The sequence below is a fragment of the Umboniibacter marinipuniceus genome, from assembly GCF_003688415.1.
Taxonomy (GTDB): domain Bacteria; phylum Pseudomonadota; class Gammaproteobacteria; order Pseudomonadales; family DSM-25080; genus Umboniibacter; species Umboniibacter marinipuniceus.
The window spans coordinates 313,258-335,523 of the sequence record NZ_REFJ01000003.1; the positions used below are offsets into that span (position 1 = coordinate 313,258).

At 50.8% G+C, this 22,266-nt stretch carries 18 protein-coding genes; 4 read left to right on the plus strand and 14 right to left on the minus strand.

Annotation, left to right across the window (positions count from 1 at the left end; genetic code table 11):
• Window positions 1-54 precede the first annotated feature (54 nt).
• From DFR27_RS07650 to DFR27_RS07670, 5 genes are read right to left on the minus strand one after another with little or no spacing between them, the layout of a single operon-like run.
• On the minus strand, window positions 55-1,290 hold the full coding sequence (locus DFR27_RS07650; RefSeq protein ID WP_121876862.1) for an ABC transporter permease: 1,236 nt from the start codon (window positions 1,288-1,290) through the stop codon (window positions 55-57).
• Window positions 1,287-2,516 carry an efflux RND transporter periplasmic adaptor subunit gene (locus DFR27_RS07655; RefSeq protein WP_121876863.1) on the minus strand — a complete coding sequence of 410 codons (1,230 nt, stop codon included), beginning with the start codon at window positions 2,514-2,516 and terminating at the stop codon, window positions 1,287-1,289. The genes DFR27_RS07650 and DFR27_RS07655 overlap by 4 nt, the downstream gene beginning before the upstream one ends.
• Window positions 2,513-3,484 (minus strand): HlyD family secretion protein, encoded by a 972-nt coding sequence (locus DFR27_RS07660; RefSeq protein WP_121876864.1) that lies wholly within the window; start codon window positions 3,482-3,484, stop codon window positions 2,513-2,515. Before DFR27_RS07660 ends, DFR27_RS07655 begins: the two co-directional genes overlap by 4 nt.
• Window positions 3,481-4,428: an HlyD family secretion protein gene (locus DFR27_RS07665; RefSeq protein ID WP_121876865.1), complete on the minus strand. Its 948-nt coding sequence runs from the start codon at window positions 4,426-4,428 to the stop codon at window positions 3,481-3,483. Before DFR27_RS07665 ends, DFR27_RS07660 begins: the two co-directional genes overlap by 4 nt.
• The gene (locus DFR27_RS07670; RefSeq protein ID WP_121876866.1) at window positions 4,425-5,108 is read right to left on the minus strand and encodes an ABC transporter ATP-binding protein; all 684 of its coding nucleotides are present in this window, start codon (window positions 5,106-5,108) and stop codon (window positions 4,425-4,427) included. Before DFR27_RS07670 ends, DFR27_RS07665 begins: the two co-directional genes overlap by 4 nt.
• A gap of 341 nt (window positions 5,109-5,449) precedes the next feature.
• Here DFR27_RS07670 and typA point away from each other — a divergent pair, with 341 nt between their 5' ends.
• Window positions 5,450-7,273: a translational GTPase TypA gene (gene typA, locus DFR27_RS07675; RefSeq protein ID WP_245962629.1), complete on the plus strand. Its 1,824-nt coding sequence runs from the start codon at window positions 5,450-5,452 to the stop codon at window positions 7,271-7,273.
• A gap of 143 nt (window positions 7,274-7,416) precedes the next feature.
• On the opposite strand, the gene DFR27_RS07680 is transcribed toward typA, so the two are convergent.
• Window positions 7,417-9,105: an aminotransferase class V-fold PLP-dependent enzyme gene (locus tag DFR27_RS07680; RefSeq protein ID WP_121876867.1), complete on the minus strand. Its 1,689-nt coding sequence runs from the start codon at window positions 9,103-9,105 to the stop codon at window positions 7,417-7,419.
• Window positions 9,106-9,107: 2 nt separating this feature from the next.
• Window positions 9,108-9,953, minus strand: coding sequence for a TatD family hydrolase (locus tag DFR27_RS07685; protein ID WP_121876868.1), 846 nt, complete (start codon window positions 9,951-9,953; stop codon window positions 9,108-9,110).
• A gap of 136 nt (window positions 9,954-10,089) precedes the next feature.
• Here DFR27_RS07685 and DFR27_RS07690 point away from each other — a divergent pair, with 136 nt between their 5' ends.
• Complete coding sequence (locus DFR27_RS07690; protein ID WP_121876869.1) at window positions 10,090-10,419, plus strand: DUF1904 family protein; 330 nt, start codon at window positions 10,090-10,092, stop codon at window positions 10,417-10,419.
• A gap of 16 nt (window positions 10,420-10,435) precedes the next feature.
• Here DFR27_RS07690 and DFR27_RS07695 read toward each other — a convergent pair whose 3' ends face one another.
• From DFR27_RS07695 to DFR27_RS07725, 7 genes are all read right to left on the minus strand, one after another.
• A complete protein-coding gene (locus DFR27_RS07695) occupies window positions 10,436-11,155 on the minus strand; it encodes an exonuclease domain-containing protein (RefSeq protein WP_121876870.1) in 720 nt (239 codons plus the stop codon).
• A 9-nt stretch (window positions 11,156-11,164) separates the two neighbouring features.
• Complete coding sequence (locus DFR27_RS07700) at window positions 11,165-12,226, minus strand: prenyltransferase/squalene oxidase repeat-containing protein (RefSeq protein ID WP_245962630.1); 1,062 nt, start codon at window positions 12,224-12,226, stop codon at window positions 11,165-11,167.
• 2 nt (window positions 12,227-12,228) lie between these two features.
• Window positions 12,229-12,939 (minus strand): class I SAM-dependent methyltransferase, encoded by a 711-nt coding sequence (locus DFR27_RS07705; protein WP_121876871.1) that lies wholly within the window; start codon window positions 12,937-12,939, stop codon window positions 12,229-12,231.
• Entirely contained in the window at window positions 12,926-14,242 is a 1,317-nt protein-coding gene (locus DFR27_RS07710; RefSeq protein WP_121876872.1) for a glycosyltransferase family 4 protein, read from the minus strand. Before DFR27_RS07710 ends, DFR27_RS07705 begins: the two co-directional genes overlap by 14 nt.
• A gap of 96 nt (window positions 14,243-14,338) precedes the next feature.
• The gene (locus tag DFR27_RS07715) at window positions 14,339-15,265 is read right to left on the minus strand and encodes a branched-chain amino acid transaminase (protein WP_121876873.1); all 927 of its coding nucleotides are present in this window, start codon (window positions 15,263-15,265) and stop codon (window positions 14,339-14,341) included.
• Between the two features lie 20 nt (window positions 15,266-15,285).
• Complete coding sequence (glnE, locus tag DFR27_RS07720) at window positions 15,286-18,111, minus strand: bifunctional [glutamate--ammonia ligase]-adenylyl-L-tyrosine phosphorylase/[glutamate--ammonia-ligase] adenylyltransferase (protein WP_170150815.1); 2,826 nt, start codon at window positions 18,109-18,111, stop codon at window positions 15,286-15,288.
• Window positions 18,112-18,119: 8 nt separating this feature from the next.
• Window positions 18,120-19,898, minus strand: coding sequence for a GspE/PulE family protein (locus DFR27_RS07725; RefSeq protein ID WP_121876992.1), 1,779 nt, complete (start codon window positions 19,896-19,898; stop codon window positions 18,120-18,122).
• A gap of 281 nt (window positions 19,899-20,179) precedes the next feature.
• Here DFR27_RS07725 and DFR27_RS07730 point away from each other — a divergent pair, with 281 nt between their 5' ends.
• Window positions 20,180-20,860: a TIGR00153 family protein gene (locus DFR27_RS07730; RefSeq protein WP_121876875.1), complete on the plus strand. Its 681-nt coding sequence runs from the start codon at window positions 20,180-20,182 to the stop codon at window positions 20,858-20,860.
• A 22-nt stretch (window positions 20,861-20,882) separates the two neighbouring features.
• Entirely contained in the window at window positions 20,883-22,145 is a 1,263-nt protein-coding gene (locus DFR27_RS07735) for an inorganic phosphate transporter (RefSeq protein ID WP_121876876.1), read from the plus strand.
• The last annotated feature ends 121 nt before the right edge of the window (window positions 22,146-22,266 follow it).

Here is a 22,266-nt window from a genome sequence, read left to right on the forward strand (position 1 = left end):
CTCTCAGCGGCGAAACTTGCCGCCATGGCCTACCTCAAGTTTAGCCGCCATCGCTTAAACGTGTTGTAGCGCCTCAATGGGATTGAGGCGAGCGGCTTGTTTGGCGGGATAGATGCCGAAACCCAACCCTACCAGGGAGCAGATTGCCACCGCGCCAATAATTGCCATGAAGGAGAAGGCAACCTCCCACTCTGCCATAAAGGCAATCACCCATGAAAGAATAACGCCGAATACCACGCCCATTAGCGCGCCCACCAAAGTGATAACAACCGTTTCGACTAAAAACTGACGGGTGATATCCGCTTGTGTAGCCCCTATTGCACGCCGCAGACCAATTTCCTGAGTTCGTTCAAGAACCGTAGCCAACATGATATTCATAATACCGATACCGCCCACCAGCAATGAAATACCTGCCACGGCTGACATCACCCAATTAAAGACGCGTTGAGTTTGACGGTGCTGTTCTAGCAGTTCGGCTGGGACGGTGATGCTAAAGTCCTTTAGCCCCCCATGTCGTGCCATGAGAAACTGTTCAAGTAACGCTGCAACTTGAGTTTGGTCGGTTCCTGGTACAATGTGAAACTTTAACTGGGTGTAGGGGCTAGCGTCAGTGGAGACCTGAAGCTTGGTGTGATAAGTACTAAATGGTAGATAGATTCTAAAACGCTCACCACCAGTTGAAAGCCCCTCAATACGCTGTGTTGATTCGGTTTTTGAGGCGATAATCCCAACTACTTCGAACCACAGATGGTTGACCTTCACTAAGCCCCCAATTACGGGCTGATCACGAAACAGAGCCTGAGCCGCTTCATCGGTAATCACAGCTACCTGCCGATAGCGTTGAAAATCTTCAATATCAAAGGTCCTGCCCTGATCAACATCAAGTGATGCGTTCTCTAAAAACGCCTCCGTCACCCCAAGCACCTGCGGGGAGGCCTTCGCAAAGTCAGTGAATACTTGCTCTAACTCCAGCGTTGATGAGGCGGAAAAACCCTCAACAAAATCAAAGCTCTCGGCCACAGCCAACACGTCCTGATGACTCAGCCCAACACTTAGCTCGCGGGCGTCTGCATCGCTAGCGGACTGGTCAACGTAATCCACCACCACGCTATGAAGACCCAACGTCTCAATCGCCTTGAGCGCTGCTCGTTCGGCACCAACACCTATGTTTTGCATGGCCACTACCGCACCAACACCGAAAATCATCCCAAGAAGTGTTAACGAGGTTCGTAGGCGGTGATGTAGCATCTGCTCAACCGCCTGCTTAATTTCATTTAGTTGAATCATCATGGCAGGATAATCACCTCATCGCCCTCGTTTAAACCACTTAAAACCTGAACCCGACTTAAGGTACGCAAGCCCAACTCAAGCTCGCGCCGTTCGCGAGTACCATTATTGTTGACATAGGCGACACTTACACCTTGTTCGCGCGTGAGTGCGGTGAGCGGTATTTGCAGCGCATCGCTAACATTAGCAATCATAAACGTGGCCTGAAAACTAAGGTTAATTCGGCCTGCAATGGCGGCAGGAATTTCATCAAACCCCACTTTAATACTGAACCACTTACCGCGACGATTCTCTCGCTCTGCCGCGAGCTGAGCAATACTGGTTACCTTGGCGGCTAACTGCACATCAGGATAGGCATCAAGGCGAAGGCTTACCGGCGTACCAACCACAATTCCAGCCGAGTCTCCGGCCAAAACATGAACCTCGCCCTCTAATTGGCTTAAGTCGGGCATCTCGGCGATAGCAGTACCACCCCACTCCACTGAACCACTGGTAACCGGCTCGCCACTTCGTGATGAGCGAAGCAGTTTAACTACACCATCGTGCGGCGCAAGAATCTCAGTATCCGCCAACAGTGCTTGAAAACGATTTACGTCCCGCTCGAAGCGTTCAACCTGAATCTGAGTTAGGCGCTCCTTTGAACTTCGACGTTCACCATTCGAGTCGCGGTCCCATTCAAGATAACTTCCTCGTGCTTGGGTGTAAGCTAAGTTTCGCCCGTTGTCGATCTGCTCGATACGCGAGTAGACCGTGTCCAAGTCAGAGCTAAAGGTTTCAATTAGCGCTACCTCGTCTTCCACCACCTGCAAATCATAGCCAATCTCGATATCCCGCTTGGCATAGTCAGAACTATCGGCGACACCTCGCGAAGACTCACTCGCTACATTCAATTTGTTGGTATTGAATTGAAACTCTGCAATCTCCCCGTTCAACCTAGCTACTACATCACCGGCTTTAACTTCAGTACCGTCCTCTACCACCCAGTCAATGGTGTGTATATTGCCTGGCTGCAATGACAATCTGGTAGCCTGAGCACTAACGATTTCTCCCGCGGCGGTGACCGTATGGGCTAATTCACCTCGCACAGCTGGCTGTGTGAGTACTGAGGGCGAGGAGTCAGTGCATCCGCCTAGTAGAACCAGCATAGCCATGCTCAATAGCACACTTCTTGCCCCCAACAAATAGGAACGCTCACCCGTCGCTTCACTGAGCTTCGTCAACCTGGTCATTGCCCTATCTCCTCAAACCGAATCTGAGCCTTCAAACCTGGTCTCATCACTTGAGGGTCAGGATCAACCACTTCCACCACAACGTCGGCATACACCGCGCTATTTTGCTGTCTGTATACCGTAGATACAGACTTGACTCTACCTTGCCAACTTCGATCATCAACCGAATCAATCTTTAAACTGACCGGCTCTTCTAGATTAATCGCCCTGAGATCACGCTCCGGCACGGCCACCCTTACTTCGATAAAGTTAAGATCAGAAATGGATACCACCGCAAGCGCTCGATAGACGTCCGAACCGGCCGCAAACTTCTCGCCCCCAAATCCACTTTGATAAAGGAGGATGCCATCCTGAGGCGCGGTTAAAGACATCTGGGAGATACCCTGTGACATCGATGCTACCCGAGCTTGTAAACGGACTAACTCGGCTTCGTCTACCGTTTGCTCAGCCGCTGCAGACGTTTCCTGTTGTTCGATTGAAGACTCTATTTCTCGTACCTTCTCGGCGGCAATTTGCGCATCCAACTGATAGATTCGGCGCTCAACCTCAGGCATTACAGGGTCATTGATAGAAGCTTTGAGCTGCGCTTTATCACGATTCATTTCCGCTTCAGCGAGGTTAAGGCGAAGCTCCTGAAGGGTCTGGTCCAATTGCAGCGCTTTGTCTTGAATACTCTGTTGGCGCTGAGCCAGCTGCGATTGCTGTTCCTGAAGCCGACGCCTTGGTTCACTTGGGTCAAACCAAACCACCGGATCCCCCTGACTCACCAGCGAGCCCTCTGGAGCCATCCGCAACACTTTAAACTGCCAAACGCGTTCAATCGCCGGCGGTGTAATAAATGTTTCTCTGAAGGAACGCAGCTCGCCGGTATAACGCAAACCTTCATCACGTGAAACACCAGATTGAATTGCCGAGTTATCGCAGGCCGCTAATAGCATCCCGACCACTAAAATACTAAGACGGTTCATTGAGCTACCTCCACGCGAGCACTCATTCCAGGGCTTAATTCCATGGTGCTTTGACCGGTGAATTCAATATGAACCGGCACCCAGCGGCCAAGTCCTCTTCGTTCGAGCTCAACACCCGCATCGCCCACTGAAGTAATGGTGCCTTCAACTGTTTGTGATGGATCTTTATCAAAACGAATGTCAACGCTGACGCCGGTATCAACTGAGTTGGCGTCAACCTCGCTGACCCACGCTCGGAGTGACGAACCACCGAGTGGAAGCAGTTTTAGCACACTCGAGCCGGGATCAAGACTATCTCCAATTTGAACATCCCTTTCTTGGAATCGCGAGCGCTGATAAATGACCAACACATCCTCGTTCGCGAAGATGGTACTGCGCTCAATTTCACCCTGAGCAAACGCGTACTCGGCACGCAGGCGCTCAATATTGAGCGCGCGCGTCTGAGCTTGGCTACGATTACGCTCAGCAGTAAATTCAGCTGCTTCAAGCGCTTTCTCCAACTCAAGCTCAGCGCTAAGCACGGCGAATTCGGCATCCGCTATCTCTTTGCGGCTTGAAAAACTAGTTTGGCGCTCCGCGATTAACCTCGCTTTTTCCAACTCCAAACGCGCCACGTCAATACGGCGCTGAGCCGAGAGACTCGCTAGCGCTTCAGTGCGCGCTTGAACCGCAACGTTATCTTCGGCGGCAATGAGTTGCTCTTCGAATTGATCAAAACGTGATTGCAGAGCTTCGGTATCGAAACTCACTAAGGGCTCACCAGCTTTTACCACCGCACCTTCATCTGCCATCCAAACAATCTTTCGCGACCAACCGGCATAAAGATGCCGAGGGGTTGAAACAATGGACTGTTGAAGGGAGGTGACTTCAGCGGTCAATAACAATCGCTCCGCCGACGCCGAAACGCCAAGCAATGATAAACACAACACCGCTAAATATTTCATCGTAAATCCTCCCGCTGAATAACGCCGTCGCGCAGGAAGATAATCCGTTTTGCTAGCTCGGCAATTTCGAGCTCGTGTGTGACCAAAATGATGGTTTGCCCCTCGCTATTCAGACGAGTAAGCAGCGCCATAATTTCAACCGCGGTTTTCGAGTCCAGCGCCCCGGTTGGTTCATCGGCAAAGAGGATTTTAGGCTCATTGACAAGTGCGCGCGCTATCGCTACCCGCTGACGCTGGCCGCCAGACATTTGGTTGGGTCGAAAATGTATCCGCTCTTCAAGCCCTAGCGAGCCGAGTAAATTGGTGGCTCGTTCGGTTGCTGCCGGCCAATCTGGATCTTTGCTGTACTGGATAGGAAGTAGCACGTTGTCCAACGCCGATAAACGCGGCATGAGATGAAAACTCTGGAAGACAAAACCAAAAGAGCGGTTGCGCACCGCAGACAGGGTGTCGTCCGAGTAATCCGCAATAGCTTCACCCGCCAGCTGGTAGCTTCCGGAGCTAGGCGTGTCTAGACCACCTAAAATATTCATTAGGGTAGATTTTCCCGAGCCCGAGGGCCCCATAATGGCAACGAACTCTCCTTCCTCAATGGACAGGTCAAGAGCGCGAAGCACGTGTAACTGTTGGTCACCCATGCTGAAATATTTGTCGATCTTACTTAACTCTATTAGCGCCATGTGGAGTGGGTACCCGTCCCTGTGGTTTGCAATGACTTGGATAGCTAAGCATTTTGCTAGCTTTTAACTAATGGACGAGTCTACTTGCTTTCGCTAAGCACGCAACTAAGGAATAGGCGAAGGAGAGAGATGATCGCACGAAGCTTGCCTGGTGACGGCTAATCAGCATGAGTATTATTCACTTTCGTAGGGGTGTTGGTACAAACGCGAATGCACAAATTAGTCATTTGCTATACACTGTCGCGCAACTACACTCAGCGAAGCGTCGCATCGCCGTTCGAATGACATACCCAACGGGTAATCAGGATAGCATTACGCGGCACCTTAAAAGGAAAAAAACCTTGGATATCAGTAACTTACGTAACATCGCAATTATTGCGCACGTTGACCACGGCAAAACTACTCTTGTAGACAAGCTGCTTGAGCAGTCTGGTACACTCGATCGTAAAGACGTGGGCACCGATCGTATCATGGATTCTAATGATCAGGAACGTGAGCGCGGCATTACCATTCTTGCTAAGAACACCGCGATTAAGTGGAATGACTACCGAATCAACATCGTAGACACGCCGGGACACGCCGACTTCGGTGGTGAGGTTGAGCGCGTTATGTCTATGGTTGACTGTGTATGTCTTTTGGTTGACGCCCAAGACGGCCCAATGCCGCAGACTCGTTTCGTGACGCAAAAAGCCTTCGAACGTGGCCTGAAGCCAATTGTTGTTATCAACAAAGTAGACCGTCCTGGCGCTCGTCCTGACTGGGTACTAGATCAAGTTTTTGATCTGTTTGATAACCTTGGCGCGACCGAAGAGCAGCTAGACTTCCCAGTGGTATACGCTTCAGCGCTTAACGGTGTAGCAGGTCTTGAACCTGACGAGCTTAGCGAAGACATGACGCCGCTACTGCAGATGATCGTTGATAAAGTTGACGCACCTCAAGTTGATGCAGAAGGTCCGTTCCAAATGCAGATTTCTGCACTGGATTACAACAACTTCACCGGTGTTATCGGTATTGGACGTGTCACTCGCGGCTCGGTTAAGCCTAACCAGCAAATCGTGGTGTCTGATCACAACGGTCACGCACGCAAGGGTAAAGTACTTCAGGTAATGGGTTACCACGGTCTTGACCGCGTTGAAGTAACAGAAGCCTCAGCGGGTGACATCATTTGTATCACGGGTATCGATCCACTGAATATCTCCGATACTCTCTGTGATCCAAACAATGTTGAAGCGCTTCCGGCACTTACGGTAGACGAGCCAACCGTATCCATGACCTTCCAGGTTAACACTTCTCCTTTCGCTGGCCTTGAAGGCAAGTTCGTTACTTCACGTAACATCTCTGAGCGTCTTGACCGCGAATTGATTCACAACGTAGCGCTGCGCGTTGAACCAGGTGACTCGCCTGACAAGTTCCGCGTTTCTGGCCGTGGTGAACTTCACCTTTCAGTACTGATTGAGTCAATGCGTCGTGAAGGCTTCGAAATGGGCGTATCACGTCCTGAGGTTGTCACCCGCGAAATTGACGGCGAGACACAAGAACCATTCGAGCGCGTGGTCCTAGATATCGAACTCGATCACCAAGGTGCGGTAATGGAAGAGTTCGGTAACCGTGGTGGCCAGATTGCCAACATGGAGCCAGACGGTAAAGGGCGTATCCGTCTTGAGTACGTTATTCCAGCGCGCGGCCTTATCGGCTTCCGAAGCCAGTTTATGACCTTAACCTCAGGTTCAGGTATCCTCACTTCAATCTTTGACCACTATGGTGTTGTTAACGCAGGTTACAAAGTTCAGCGTAACAACGGCGTATTGGTATCAATGGTTAAGGGTAAAGCCTTGGCCTTCGGTTTATTCGGTCTTCAGGATCGCGGCCGTTTGTTCATTGATCCAAACGTTGAAGTTTACGAAGGTCAGATCATTGGCTTGCACTCTCGCAGTAACGATCTAACCGTTAACCCAACCAAGGGTAAGCAGTTAACCAACGTTCGTGCATCGGGTACAGACGAAGCCTTGACACTTACTCCACCTGTTCGCCATACGCTTGAGCAGGCACTAGACTTCATCGATGATGACGAGCTAGTAGAAGTAACACCTGAGAGCATTCGTATTCGTAAGAAGAAGCTCAAAGAAAACGAGCGTCGCCGTGACGACAAAGCGAAGAAAGCGTAAGCCTTGTTAGCACGCTAGAGGAAATCCTCACCATTCGGTGGGGATTTTTTTTGCCCTCAAGTTCCTGACGACACTTGAGTTTCAGCGCGCGGCCTACGCGAGCCTTAAATCCCGCCGCCCTGCAAACCGCGATACAACCGGCGCTAGCCTTTGTCGCCCGCCGCATATAGGGCGCTTAGTGCCGCAACAACCGCATTGACACCATTGCCTCGCGTTGCCGTAACGAAACGCGACAAAGCTAGTCTTTCTACCCACTGATCCAAGTGAAAATCGGCTAGATCTCGACCTGTTTTTCCCTGTAATTCGTGGCTAAGTAACGAAAGCAATCCCCGCATGGTGTCACTCTCGGCATCTACTGCAAACTGCAAGGTGGGTACCGTGGTGACCACCGCTAACCAAAGTCGCGTTTCACAGCCAGGAACTAAATACTTCGTTGCCCGCACTGTTTCATCAAAGCGCGAACTGCTTTGTCCTAAGTGTATCAATGCTCGGAAGGATTCCTCTGAGCTATCCCCAATAAGGCCTTGATATTCAGCAATAGCTTCGGCATTCAACGCTTTTGCTGCGGTTAATTCTGTCAGCGAGAAGACCCGGCTTCTTGCGCGGCTAACTTGCTGTTCCCACTGCGCTAGGCACTCAATTAGATGATCAATTTCAGCCCGCGTATTATAGGCGGCTAAGGAAATACGGAGGGTTCCGGGAACGCCGAGCGCCTTCATCAATGGCATGGCACAATGATGGCCAACCCTGACCGCAATGCCCTGTTGATCTAAGAAAAATCCTAGATCCTGTACCGCATCATCACTCACGAGCGAAGCAATACCCACGTTGGGTTGATCAGCGCCCAGAACTCGAAAACCGCTAAGTTCAGCTAAACGAAGACGAAGATAGCCATACAGCTCGAATTCATAGCTTGCCAACCCCTCCGAACGCTGGATATTAAGCCATTGAATTGCCACTGCTAGCGCACAGGCCTCTGGCCATGCTGGAGTACCCGGCTCAAAACGTAACGGTGGCAGCTGTGTTGTGAAGCCATCCTCAGTAACCTCACTAATCATCTCGCCACCTCCATTAACCGCTGGCATTTCGCATAACACTGGGTACCTACCCCAGAGCACACCTATGCCATTGGGCCCATAGAGCTTGTGCCCAGAGAAAACGTAGAAATCGCAACCAATCGCGTGAACGTCAACACTGAGATGAGCGACAGCTTGCGCGCCATCTATAAGCACTTTGCTGCCATTGGACTTTGCTGCTTCAGTAAGCGCGGCTACGGGGTTCACTGCGCCGGTAACATTACTGGCGTGGCCAAATGCAACTAGCTTGGTGTTAGCACCTAGCTTCGACAGCCAATCGGCAACATCTAAGCAACCCCATTCATCCACCTTGGCGAACACTATCTTGGCGCCGGTTCTCTGCGCCAGCAGTTGCCAAGGCACAATATTGGCGTGATGCTCGGCCTGTGTTAACAGAATCTCGTCGCCCTCTTGTACATGCAGATTCCCCCAGGATTGGGCAACCAGATTAATCGCGTCCGTGGTTCCTTTAGTGAATATGCATTCCTTGGCCTCACCACGGATGAATTCAGCAACCTCGGCTCGCGCCGCTTCAAACCTGCTGGTCGCTTCGGTCGCAAGTGAATGCGCGGCGCGATGAACATTCGCATAGCTCTTCTGTAAACAATGGTTTAGCTCGTCCACAACTATTCGTGGTTTCTGCACCGTCGCTGCACTATCAAAATAACAGAGAGGTAGATTACCAATACGCTTGCGAAGCTGAGGGAACTCGCGTCTTAATTTGGCAACATTGAAATTGGCTTCAACTTGACTCATAGCTATTTTCCAAAAAGTATTAGGGCATTCTGCCACAGCTGCTCAGCAATGGTCTCTTCATCTTCTTCTCGCAGCATCGTCAGCTGCGCAATGGTATTGCGACAGTAGGAAGGTTCATTCCGTTGGCCCTGATGCCCAGAATGGGGCATATCTGGTGAATCGGTCTCTAACAACAGCTCAGTTAGTGGAAGTTGCGCGATGGTGCGCTGCGTCTTAGCTGCCCGCGCGTAGCTAATAGTGCCTCCTACTCCTACTTTAAAGCCTCTTCGAATGTACTCTCTCGCTAATTCAACTGACCCTGAAAAAGCATGAATCACCCCTGAGGAAACGCCGGTCTGATCAATAGCCTGGAGAAGTTCATTATGCGCGCCACGGCAGTGGAGAATAACCGGACGTTGCACTGACTTAGCAATCGCTAGTTGGATCTGCAGCACCCGCTGTTGTTCCTGCATCGCAGTAGCCGCAAAGCGATCTAAACCGCACTCGCCAATCGCAACGACATACTCGTCATACCTCGACAGCGCCTCCGTTAATTGAGCGCTTAGCTGCACAGTATCAACGTCAGCTAGACTTCGCGCAGGCACTCCTGTCGTCGCGTCAGCCGAGGCACTATCATCGTAAGAGGTTGAGTGTGGTTCAGCACTTAAGAACAACGGGTGGTAGCCTACCGACATGCTCCAAGCTGGGTTACTTTCACACAGCTGAGCGGCACGCTGCCACTGACTCTGACTCACCCCAGCCATTAACAATCGCTGACCACCTAGCGCTTGAAAGCGAGACCAGACCTGAGATCGGTCTGAGTCAAAACAACGGAAGTCAAAATGTGTATGGGTATCGAATAATTTCATTTTAACCCTTCAAGCTTTTCCTTGAGTCTATCGCAAATTTCCAACTACACTGAACTTACGTTAATAACGGCGAATAAAGCAAAGTCACTTTGTGGGTATCGCCCATCTTAATATCAGTAGAAAGGAAAGACATACTATGCCTCATATTCGTGCTCGCGGTACCACTGTTGATGATGTTAAGACACTCTCCCGAATAACTAGCGCCGAGATTAGTGAACTATGTAAGTGCAGTGTCTCGGACTTGAGCTGGGAGGTGACTCAAACGCAATTCATTGTTGATGGCGCGCCAGACGGCGGCTATCCGATCGTGGAATTTCTCTGGTTTGATCGCGGACAGGAGGTAAAAAACAAGATCGCCCGAATTCTTGACGAAGCGCTGAAACAGCGTGGCTATAGCGGCGATCGAGCCATCATTTTCTCCGAAGTAGACCAAACCAATTACTTTGAGTGCGGTAACCACTTCTAAGTTAGCGCGGATAAGCTCAACTCAGTCCGAACTCAAGATCGATAGCCGCCAAGATATTTGCAACTTTCTTTCGCCCCGCTACATTAAGCATTAAATGCATGGGCGTCTGGCCATTTAGTAGCGGGTGCTTTTCTCGCAACCAGGGTCGAAGTTGCAGCGCCGTCTTTCCAGAAATCATCATGAGTTTTTGCCATAGAGGGTCGTAATCGCTTAGGCCACTTAAGGGGGCTAATTGCGCCGTGGTTAGCGCATCCGACAACGCTCTATGTGGCTGACCGATGAACGACAAGCCAGCACGTTCAATCGCGGCGCGCAAACCACCCTCACGCATCTTCCGCAGCCGATAGAACTCGCGCTTGAGATTAATACTCTGGGCAATTGGCGATGCTAACTGATTCGCCATGGCTTCCTTCGCCAATTGATCGGCATCCCAATCTCCCCAGCTCAGGATGATGGGATCAGCACCTAACCATTGAAAGAACGCCTCGCCGGCCACATCGAAGTGCTCGGCGGCGTCGACATCTCGCTGTTCAATTTTGGTAAGCTGCCGGCAAAATGACGTTAATTGCGGATTCTGCTTCGGCTTAACAAAGCAACTAAAGGTGTCAGAAGTGGCCTGCAAATTGTCAGCTAAGCGAACAGCGCCAATCTCAATAATTTCCATGGCCTCTAGCGCAATCTCATCGGGAGATTCGCTGCAGGTGGCCTCTAGGTCAACAACCACTATATTCGCCACATTCTGCTCCTATTCGTGATATTCAAGCGGTGACAGGTGCTCGTTAGATGAAAGCGTAGAACAGAATAGCACTGAGGCATCGGTAAGCTGATAAGTGGTATCGAGGGCTAAGACAAAAGCCGCCGCAGTCCAGGTTGGCTTTTCAAGCGGCCAGTAGGCCTTGTCCACAAACTGCCATCCCGTCCAATGAACTCCGTCATCATCACGCCACTGAAGTAGCCAGCCTAAAAGTTGCTCGGCTTGCTCGGTTAAACCTGCCGAGTGCAGCGCCATGACTAGCTCGCAGCTTTCGGCAACAGTTGCCCAAGGCTCATCGGCCACACAGCGACAGCCAATCCCATCCACCACAAACTCATCCCAGCGCGCAGCAATCCGTTCCTTGGCTGATGCCTTATCAAACACGCCACACAGTACCGGGTAGAACCAGTCCATCGAGAAACGCGCCTTGCTCTCCCAGTTGCGATCGAATCGCTCCGGCATTTCTCTCAAAGCGTCACCCAGGGCAAAGTAAGCGCTACGATAGTCACCACAATTCTCGGCAAGGAGTTCACCCAATCGAATACCGCATTCAAGCGATTTATAGATTGAACTGCAACCGGTAACCAGCGCGTCATCTAGCGCCTCGGATTGCTCATTCACTGCCCAGCTGATGTCACCGAAACCCGATTGCTGTGCTACCACAAAATCCAGTGCTCGCTGAACACAGGGCCACATTGCTTCAACGAAGCCAAAGTCATGGGTTACCTTGAAATGATGCCAAATCCCGGTGGCTATGTAGGCGCAAAAGTTGGTCTCGCGCCTGCTGGTATCAACCAGAACGCCGTTCTCATAACGAATGCCCCAGCTACCATCTTCAAGCTGTTGATCTCGCAACCAGCGATAGGCTAGCTCTGCTTCCTTCTTGTATCCGCCAACGCTTAGCGCCATCGCCGCTTCAATATGATCCCAAGGGTCCAAATGGCCGCCTTCAAACCAGGGGATTGAACCGTCGGGAAGTTGATTAGCTAGAATATACTCACATGATTCAGCCACTAAATTGGCCACCGACTCGCCCATTAACGCATGCGACATGATCATTGATCCTTGGTGTAATACATAACGACGCTCTTACCCATTAGCGGGTTTAGCAATTTCTCAGCCCAGCGAGTCACCCTAGGGCGTTTCATTAAATCCCAAACTAGCAGGCGATGATAGTACTTAACTAAGCGACTGGTTTCTCGCTTATCCCAGCGCCAGCACTGCAGCCACCAGTATGGCACGTGTAGCGCGTGAGCCCAATGTTTGGCATACCTACGAAGCCCTTCTGCTTGAATACGACTATTCAAATCTCTCGCCTTGAATATTCGAATATGACCTCCGGGTACTTCATGGTACGCCGATGATAGCCACCAGCAAAAACGTTCCGGCCAAGCCCGAGGAACACTGACAGCAAAAGAGCCCGACGGTTTCAATACCCGAATAATCTCTGCCAAGACGCCTTCCCAATCTGGGATATGCTCTAACACTTCCGAACAGATGACGTGATCAAACGATGCGTCAGCAAAGGGCAGAGACAGGCCGTTAGCCTGACTAATCAAAAACTGCGATTGAGGATGACGAAACGCTGCACAATCTTGCATGCGTGATTTCGCCGTGGTCAAATCACCGAAACCTAGGTCGATGCCCACCGCTTCAATCTCGGCTTCGCAAGCGAGCGAAATGACGTGGCGCCCTTCGCCGCAACCCAGATCTAACACCCGATCTCCAGCCGATAGCCCCATCGTTTTAAAATCAACTGTTAGCATCGTTCATCGCTCTTACATATAACTGTTCGAATTGGCTCGCTGCCACCTGCCAGCTGAACTGCTGTTCAATGCGAAGTCGTCCCGCCGCACCCAGGCGATCTCGTCGCACTGGATCCGCGAGCAGCGACTCAATCGCGCTTGCCAAAGCCTCGGCATCTGCCGTGGGGACTAATACGCCCGCGTCGCCAACAACCTCCGGCAAGGCACCGCCGCGAGCACTGACTACGGGCGTTCCGCAGGCCATTGCTTCACCTGCTGGCAAACCAAAGCCTTCATACAGCGAGGGACATACCACTATTGTTGCCTGTTGATACAGACCTACGAGTTCCTCGGTAGAAATCCGGGAGCGAATATCGATAATATCTGTCAGCCCAAGCTGGTTGATAAGCTTGGCATTATCGCCATCTGGCTTCGGCCGCCCCACTAGAATCAAACGAATATCTGGGTTGCTGTGGCGGAGCTTGGCGAGCGCCTGAAGTAAGTATTTCAACCCCTTCAGCGGCGCATCCGCACTCGCCGTGCAGACGAGAGTATTAACGAAACGAGACTTAGTTTCATCGGGAGAAAACACTACCGTATCAATACCGTTATAAACCAAACCTAGATGATCCGCTGTCAGCTTAAAATCGCTACAGATATCCTCCCTAGATACTTGGGAGACGGCTACCACGTTTCGTAGTTTCGGCACTACCCGCTTTTGCATCCGCAGAAAGCTATGCCAGCGACGAATTAGCAGCCGTATCCGCCAGTCGTCCTCGGCAGCAAGCGCTAGCTTGAGGTCTCGAGTAATTGGATGATGAAAGGTTGCCACCAATGGATAACCCTGCTTTGCCAAGGCTAGAAGCCCATAACATAGACTTTGGTTATCATGAATGACGTCGTAACGTGGTTTATTTTGACGAAAGTATTTGGCCAGGCGCCGGCCAAAGGTTCTGGGTTCGGGAAAGCCGCCGGTTGCCACCGAGAGATATTCACTTAGATCCGTAAGCGAGCGTAAGTAATTCCAGCGGAAAGCTTGCCATTGTTTGGGATAATATTGAAATAAATTAAGCCCCGGAAGCTTGATGAGATTCACCCGGGGGTCAAGCTCAGGATAGGGCTCTCCAGAGATTACATCAACTTGATGCCCGCGCTCTACCAGTGCCTGGGAAAGGTACTTAAGATAGATACCCTGACCACCACTTAATGGCGCGCTTCGATAGCCAAGCAGGCAAATCTTCAACGGCGTAGAGGTAATAGCGGGACCACTCTCTGGCGAGCCTAAATCAAAATTGGTGGATTCTGCGTGCGCGACGCTGTCCATAGGAAACAGTGCTCTTTAAGAATTTTGCTCATCAAAACAAAGTTGTCCGTTGTGTTCATGACAGCAACGGACAACTTAGGGTCGCCCAAGCTTAGCTTAAGCCTTAACGTTGTGCAGCCACTCAGGGTATTCAGCCCTACGCCCCTTTACCTGGTCGAAGTACATCTGTTGAAGCTTCAAGGTAATCGGCCCTGCTTTGCCTGCACCAATATCGCGATCATCCAGCTCTCGAATTGGCAAAACTTCTGCTGCAGTACCGGTGAAGAAAGCTTCGTCTGCAATATACACTTCGTCACGCGAAATCCGCTTTTCGACAACAGGGATATCTAAGTCACGACAGAATTGCATGATGGTTGCACGAGTAATGCCGTCTAAACAGGACGTAAGCTCCGGCGTGTAAACAACACCATCGCGCACCACAAAAATATTCTCGCCACTTCCTTCCGCTACGTAACCTTCAGGATCCAGTAGGAGTGCTTCTTCAGCACCACCCGACAAGGCTTCACGCAACGCAAGCATTGAATTGATATAGTTGCCATTAGCCTTCGCCTTACACATAGTGATATTGACATGGTGGCGAGTAAACGAGCTGGTGCGGACTTTAATGCCGGCAGTAAGCGCTTCAGGGCTCATATAACTGGGCCAGTGCCACGCCGCAACAATCACATTCGTTGACAAGCTTTCAGCTCGTAAACCCATACCTTCATCACCAAAGAATACCATTGGACGAAGATACGCTTCCTCCAAGTTATTCTCGCGCACAACCTGAAGGCACGCTTCGTTTATCTGCTCATGCGTGTAGGGCATTGGCATCCCAAGAATCTTCGCCGAGCGGAATAAACGATCGGTGTGTTCTTTGAGCCGGAAAATACAGGGACCTTCATCAGTTTGGTACGCTCGAACGCCTTCAAAACAGCCCATGCCGTAATGAAGCGTGTGCGTTAATACATGAACTTTGGCTTCTCGCCAATCAACTAGCTCGCCGTTAAACCATATAACGCCATCGCGGTCGCTAAACGACATACTTCACTCCAAAAAAATAATTATTCGTTATCCAAATACTGCTGCCATAGCGCAGTTACTACTTCCCGCGACGCCGCAAACTCCTGCGCAGATACTTGCAGGCTATGTTGTTGCAACGCCAATCGGTGCCCCGCAGATCGATAGGCTTTGTAAGCGCTAATTAACTGCTCGGCTTGCGTCTCGGATAAAATCCCAGTTACCACAAAAGACTCGATAAGACGGATGTTGTCCGTGTATCGTGCCATCTCTACATGCTGTTGCGCGTAAGCGAGTACCAAGAACTGTACCATAAATTCGATATCAACCATCCCCCCTTTATCATGTTTAAGGTGAAATAATTGCGGGTCCTTGTTGCTTAAATGGGCTTTCATTTTATCTCTCATGCCCACCACTTCACTGCGCAGCGTAGCGCGATCACGGTTCATACCAAGAATCTGATGCCGTAGCCGGTTGACCTTCTTCGCCAATGCTCCCGACCCAGCAACTGGGCGAGCTCGCACAAGTGCTTGATGCTCCCATACCCAAGCGGACTTAAGTTGGTATTTTTCAAAGGCAACATAGCTACTCGTCAACGGTCCTGAGTTACCTGACGGACGAAGCCTTGTATCAATTTCATACAACCTACCCGATGGCATTTCGGTAGCCAGAATGTGAATGATTCGCTGCCCCAGGCGGCTAAAGAAAGTTTGGTGGTCAATAGGCTTGGCGCCCTGAGTGGAGGAGAAAGCGTCCGTATCATGGATAAACACAATATCCAAATCCGAACTGTAGCCCAACTCGATACCACCGAGCTTGCCATAGGCGAGTACACAAAAATGATCGCCCTCTAAGATCTCCGCACCGTCAACAACTGGCGCCCCGTGTTTCGCGGTCATCTGGGCCCAGGCAATCGAAACCACTTGCTCCAAAATCACTTCAGCAAGCCAAGTGAGATAATCGCTCACTTGAGTTAACGGCAATCGCCCGGTTAGTTCACAGGCCGCCACCCTTAGAATATGCGCCCTACGGTAATACCTTAGGACCTCCATATGACCTTCAAGGTCATCCCAGTTGAGGCGCATGAGCTGTTCGCGAATCTCACTCTGCAGGCTCTCGCGAGTTGGCGGCGAATAGAGTCGCTGCGCGTTCATTAGCTCATCAAGTAGCGCCGGATGACGAACAAACTGCTCCGCAATCCAAGGGCTGAGTGCCGCCAGCTTGATTAGCTCTCCCATCACCTGCGGGTGCTCTAACATCATTACCATGTAGGCAGAGCGGCGAATAATGGACTTCAACAGCGGCCAAGTTCGCTCCAGCGTCTCATCGGGTTTATCCGCTGCCGCACACGCCGCCAACAGACGTGGCGCAAATTCATCTAAGCGCTGCCGAGACTCAGGAGTTAGCTGTTCAATCACTCGGCTACTACGAACGGCGTGAATCTGCTCCACTACCGTTTGAATAGACTGGTAACCAAAGGCATCTAAATCCGCCTCAGCAATATCCATTTTCCATAACGAATACCAGATGGGACTGAGTTTGAAGCGTGAAGATTGATCTCTAGGCTCGTCGGTGATGGTTTGACTAAATACGGTACTAGCCAGCTCCCGGTGCCGAGCGAGCTCAGTTTCAAACTCAGAGAGCTCGCTGAAGCCCATCAACCAAGCAATCCTCCCTCTACCCCGTTCATCACCCGGTAGCGTCTGGGATTGCTCATCCTGCCAAGCTTGAATGCGATGCTCTACATCGCGGAGGAAGCAGTAGGCGTTTAGCAACGCATCAACCGTCTCCCCATCCATTAGGCCAAGTTCAACAAGCTGAGGCGCTACCGCAAATAGACTCGGCGACTGCAAGCGAATCTCTCGTCCGCCGCGAACCACTTGAAAGCTCTGAAAAATGAATTCGATCTCACGAATCCCCCCTCTCCCCAACTTCACGTTATCCACACGATTCAGGCGTTTGTTCTCGCTCTTAATGAGGGATTTGATTTCGCGCAGCGAATCGATAACGCTAAAGTCGATATAGCGCCGGAACGCAAAGGAAGATAACTGCTGACGCAGTATTTGCTGGTCTTGAGCGCTGGAGGATATGACGCGAGCTTTCGCCATGGCATAACGCTCCCAAGGCCTTCCCTGCGATTGCAAATACTGTTCGAATGAATCGAAGTTACTCACCAATGCGCCACTCGAGCCGTACGGACGAAGCCGCATATCAACTCGGTAGACAAAGCCTTCAGCCGTGGTTTGATCTAGGCTACGGATGATGCCCTGACCAATTTTAGTAAAGTAGCGTTGGTGATCGATCTGCTTTTCGCTTTGGGTATAACCTGCCTCACGAAAACAGAAAACCAAGTCGATGTCAGAGGACAGATTTAGCTCACGCCCGCCAAGCTTTCCCATGGCCAGAATGGCGAGTGACAAGGGTTCGCCTGAAATTGACCGAGCTTCACCAAATTGTTGGCTCAACTGCTGCTGATGCCAATCACGAGCAATTTCAATAAAGAAGTCTGCACACTCACTAATTTCCCGGCAGGTTTGCTGGGTATTCGACAGCCTAGCTAAGTCGCGCGCTATGAGAAGTGTTTGCGTTCTTTGGCGAAGCTGGCGGAGCGCACAATTAAACTCGGCTTCATCACTAAGCGCCATGAGTTCTGCGCGAGCTTGCTCACTACACAACTCAGACAGCGTTAGAGATTCATCGAGTATGGCACTGAGCAGACTGAGCTCAACTCGCCCGGCAGCTAGCAAGCCGGAGACATAGTCCGAGCCCATCAATACAAGCTGAAGTTGGGGCGAAGACGCTTGCCAGTGTTGGAGCTCGGGTAGCTGTTCAGCCAGTTTTTCACTTCGAGCTAGATCAAATGTTTGCATGGTTGTTATCATGACTCTGCTGGCGTGACGCGATAGACCTCATCCAACGTAGTGATGCCCGCCGCAACCTTCAGCGCACCTGCCGCGCGAAGCGATTTCATCCCGTTCTTATACGCCGCTGTCCTAAGTGCTTCGGTGGCCCCATCTGAGCCGACTAGGCTGGTTAAATTAGCCTCCCACTCCAACACTTCGTAGATCCCCTCTCGCCCGTGGAAACCGGTGTGTCGACAGGATTTACAGCCGTTTGGTTCGAACACTTCGGTGGGCTTCTTAATTCTGAAGGGCTGACACAATGTCTGCCAAGCTTCGTCGCTCACCGATGCCGACGTTTTACATTCGCTGCAGAGCACTCGGACTAAGCGCTGCGCCATGACGCCAATTAAAGTAGATTTAATTAGATAGTGCGGTACACCAAACTCCATCAGCCGAGTAATGGATGAAGGCGCATCATTGGTATGCAGTGTTGATAGCACTAGATGCCCGGTCAAGGCGGCTTGAACCGCCATCTCTGCCGTCTCACGATCGCGAATCTCACCAATCATAATAATATCGGGATCCTGGCGAAGTAGCGTACGGACCCCGGCGGCGAAGTCCAAACCAATATTGTTTTGCACCTGCATCTGATTAAAACTTTCTTCAACCATCTCGATGGGGTCTTCAATGGTAGAGACATTGACGGACTCCACTGACAGCTTCTTGAGCGATGAATAGAGTGTTGTGGTCTTCCCTGATCCGGTTGGTCCAGTCACAAGAACAATGCCATGAGGTTTGGCAGTCATGGTTTCCCATGATCGTAAATCACCACCACGAAGGCCTAAACTACTGAAAGTTCTTAACAGAACCTCTGGATCAAAAATTCGTATTACCAGTTTCTCGCCGAAGGCAGTGGGTAAAGTTGAAAGGCGTAATTCAACCTCAAGCTGCTTGGGTGTTCGGGTCTTAATTCGCCCATCCTGCGGCCGCCTCTTTTCAGCTACGTCCATACGCGCCAATACTTTGAAACGCGATGTAACGGCAGCATTTACCTCACTCGGCAAGTCGTAAACTGTCTGTAGTTCGCCATCAATGCGAAAGCGGACTCGCGACTGTTCTCGCTTGGGTTCAATATGGATATCGGACGCGCGTTGTTCGAAGGCGTACTGAAGTAACCAATCCACAATATTAACGATATGCTGATCGTTAGCCTCGGGCGACTGCAGCGACTTCAGATCAACAAGCTGTTCAAGCCCTTTAGGTGCGCTCCGACGATTCTCCTGCTTTGCCTGAGCACCCGCTCCGGCTACCGAACGCGCCAAGGCATAGAATTCCTCGGTGTAGCGCTGCAGTGCCGTAGCATCGGCAACAACCACACGGATGCGTTTGCGCGAAGTGTGAAGCAATCCCTCCTGCCAGTCCTCACGAAACGGATCTGCTACCGCGATGAGCAGCTCATCCGCCGACACCTCTAAACAGAGAACCTCATGATTTAACGCATAGGCCTTCGACATCACGGCAGTTACTTGATCCACATCAACCTTTAGGGGGTTAATCTGCTGGCTAGGAAGCTGCGCGATCTCCGCCAACCATTGGGCAAGTTTCTCACCACTTAACACTTCACCACCGGCGCCTAAAATATCGGCGCTTGCGAGATAGCCTACGTCTGAACGCGCACAACCGGTATCGCGAGTACGCGAACGCAACCGAAGGAGTGATAACTCATCAAAGATACCCGCTGCCGTTAAACTACTCACCAACCATTCGAGATCCGCAACGGGCCGATTAGGCGGGGCTATTGCTGCACTGCTCATAGCTAATTCTCTTATTTTAATCTTATCTTTAATGTAGCAGTTTCGTGCATCAGCCACCACCATCCTCTAAGGGTTAAGCCGCTAAAGATTTGCAATTTGCGTTGAGCTTGTCACAATTCTCTTTAGGCACTGCTTATTTACCATTCGATTATCAATGACCGACTATAATCAGTGTTGAAAATAAGTGACGTTAAGGCACAAACCTGTAACAATCGCGCCGAACTTCCGAATGATAACGAATCTTCGGTAACTACTATTAATAGATGAGGACTTTTCCTTCTATGGCTATTGGTCAAGCACTAGGTAACCTATTTACCAGGTCACCGCTGCACATTCTCCGCAACCACATGGTTGAAGTGGACAAATGTGTTTCTGCAACCGATTCGTTTTTTGATCAAGTGATTAACGAAGACTGGGATGCGGCAACCAAAACACGGACTTTCATCTCTGACTCCGAAAAAGAAGCGGATAAGTTGAAGGCGGACATTCGCAACAACCTACCCAAGTCACTGTTTTTACCAGTAGCGCGTTCAGACATCTTAGAGATGTTGCACAGCCAGGATAAGATTGCCAACTGTGCGAAGGATTTAACCGGCGTCATCATTGGTCGTCGTATGCAGATTCCAGCTCCGCTTCAGGCTAAGTTCAAAGCCTTTGTAGCGGTTTCCGTAGAGAGCGTCAACGAGACCCGCAAAGCCATTGATGAATTAGGCGATTTGTTAGAGTCTGGCTTCCGTGGTCGCGAGCTGGCCATTGTTGACAAGATTGTGGAACGAATTCACCAGCTCGAAGACGATGCCGATGCACTTCAGCGTGATCTTCGTTACGAGCTCTTCGAAATCGAAAAAGATCTACCTCCTGTAGATGTTATTTTCCTCTATCGCACAATTGAAAGTGTTGGTGATTTGTCTGATCGCGCTCAAAGCGTTGGATCTCGATTACAAATCCTCACCGCTCGTTAACCGCTTAAAAAGAGTCTAATACATGGATATTATTGCAAATCACGGTTTTACCCTCTTACTATTAGCGGGTGCTTTCGGCCTATTTATGGCTTGGGGTATTGGTGCAAATGACGTCGCGAATGCGATGGGAACCTCGGTTGGTTCGCGCGCTTTAACACTCAAACAAGCGATTATTATCGCCGCAGTGATGGAATTTGCTGGTGCCTACCTCGCCGGTGGTGAGGTAACGTCAACCATTCGCAAGGGCATTATTGACCCGCTAGTGTTCGAAGATAACCCTGAGTGGTTGGTCTACGGTATGTCAGCAGCCCTTTTAGCGGCGGGAACTTGGCTACTTATTGCCAGTCGTTTCGGTTGGCCGGTATCAACAACGCACTCTATCGTGGGCGCAATCGTAGGTTTCGCCGCAGTGGGTGTTTCCGCTGAAGCGGTTGCTTGGGGTAAAGTAGGAGGTATCGTTGCCTCTTGGGTTGTATCACCCGTGCTATCTGGCACCATGGCGTTTTTGCTATTCCTCTCGGCCCATAAATTCATTCTAAACACCGATAAGCCGTTCCAAAATGCTAAGCGTTACATTCCAATTTACATGTTCCTTACGGGATTTTTAATCTCGATGGTGACCATGGTGAAAGGTCTTAAACACGTTGGCTTGGATCTGAGTTACGGCGAGGCGGCATTGTACGCAGCGCTAGTTGGCCTAGCCATTGCGGCCACGGGTAAGTTCCTCATGCGCAATGTTCAGGAGCCTAAGTTTGAAGCCGGTCATCGCTTCGACGGAGTGGAAAAAATCTTTGCGGTATTGATGATTTTTACGGCTTCAGCAATGGCGTTCGCGCACGGCTCGAACGATGTTGCCAACGCTATCGGCCCCTTGGCGGCGGTATACAGCACCATTCAAAGTGGTGGTGTGATTGCTAGCAAAGCCGGTGTTCCACCATGGATTCTGCTAATTGGTGGTGTCGGTATCATCATTGGTCTAGCCACCTATGGCTACAAAGTCATGGCAACCATTGGTAAGCGAATCACTGAACTAACCCCAAGCCGCGGCTTCGCTGCAGAACTTGGTGCCGCCGGAACCGTCGTGCTAGCGTCGGGTACTGGCTTGCCAGTCTCTACCACTCACTGCTTGGTGGGCGCGGTTCTAGGCGTAGGTCTTGCCCGTGGTATTGGCGCACTCGATCTACGTGTTGTTGGCACCATTGGTATTAGCTGGGTTGTCACCCTCCCAGCTGGGGCAGGCTTATCAATTTTGTTCTTCTACACCTTGAAAGGTATGTTTGGCTAACAACACAGCCAACGCAATTCAACGTCAAAAGGGTCTCTTAGGAGGCCCTTTTTTGTGCTCAATAGCCTCGCCTACCCAACCAGCGCGGTTTCGCAGAAACAGATACCTGATTCCTAGCGAG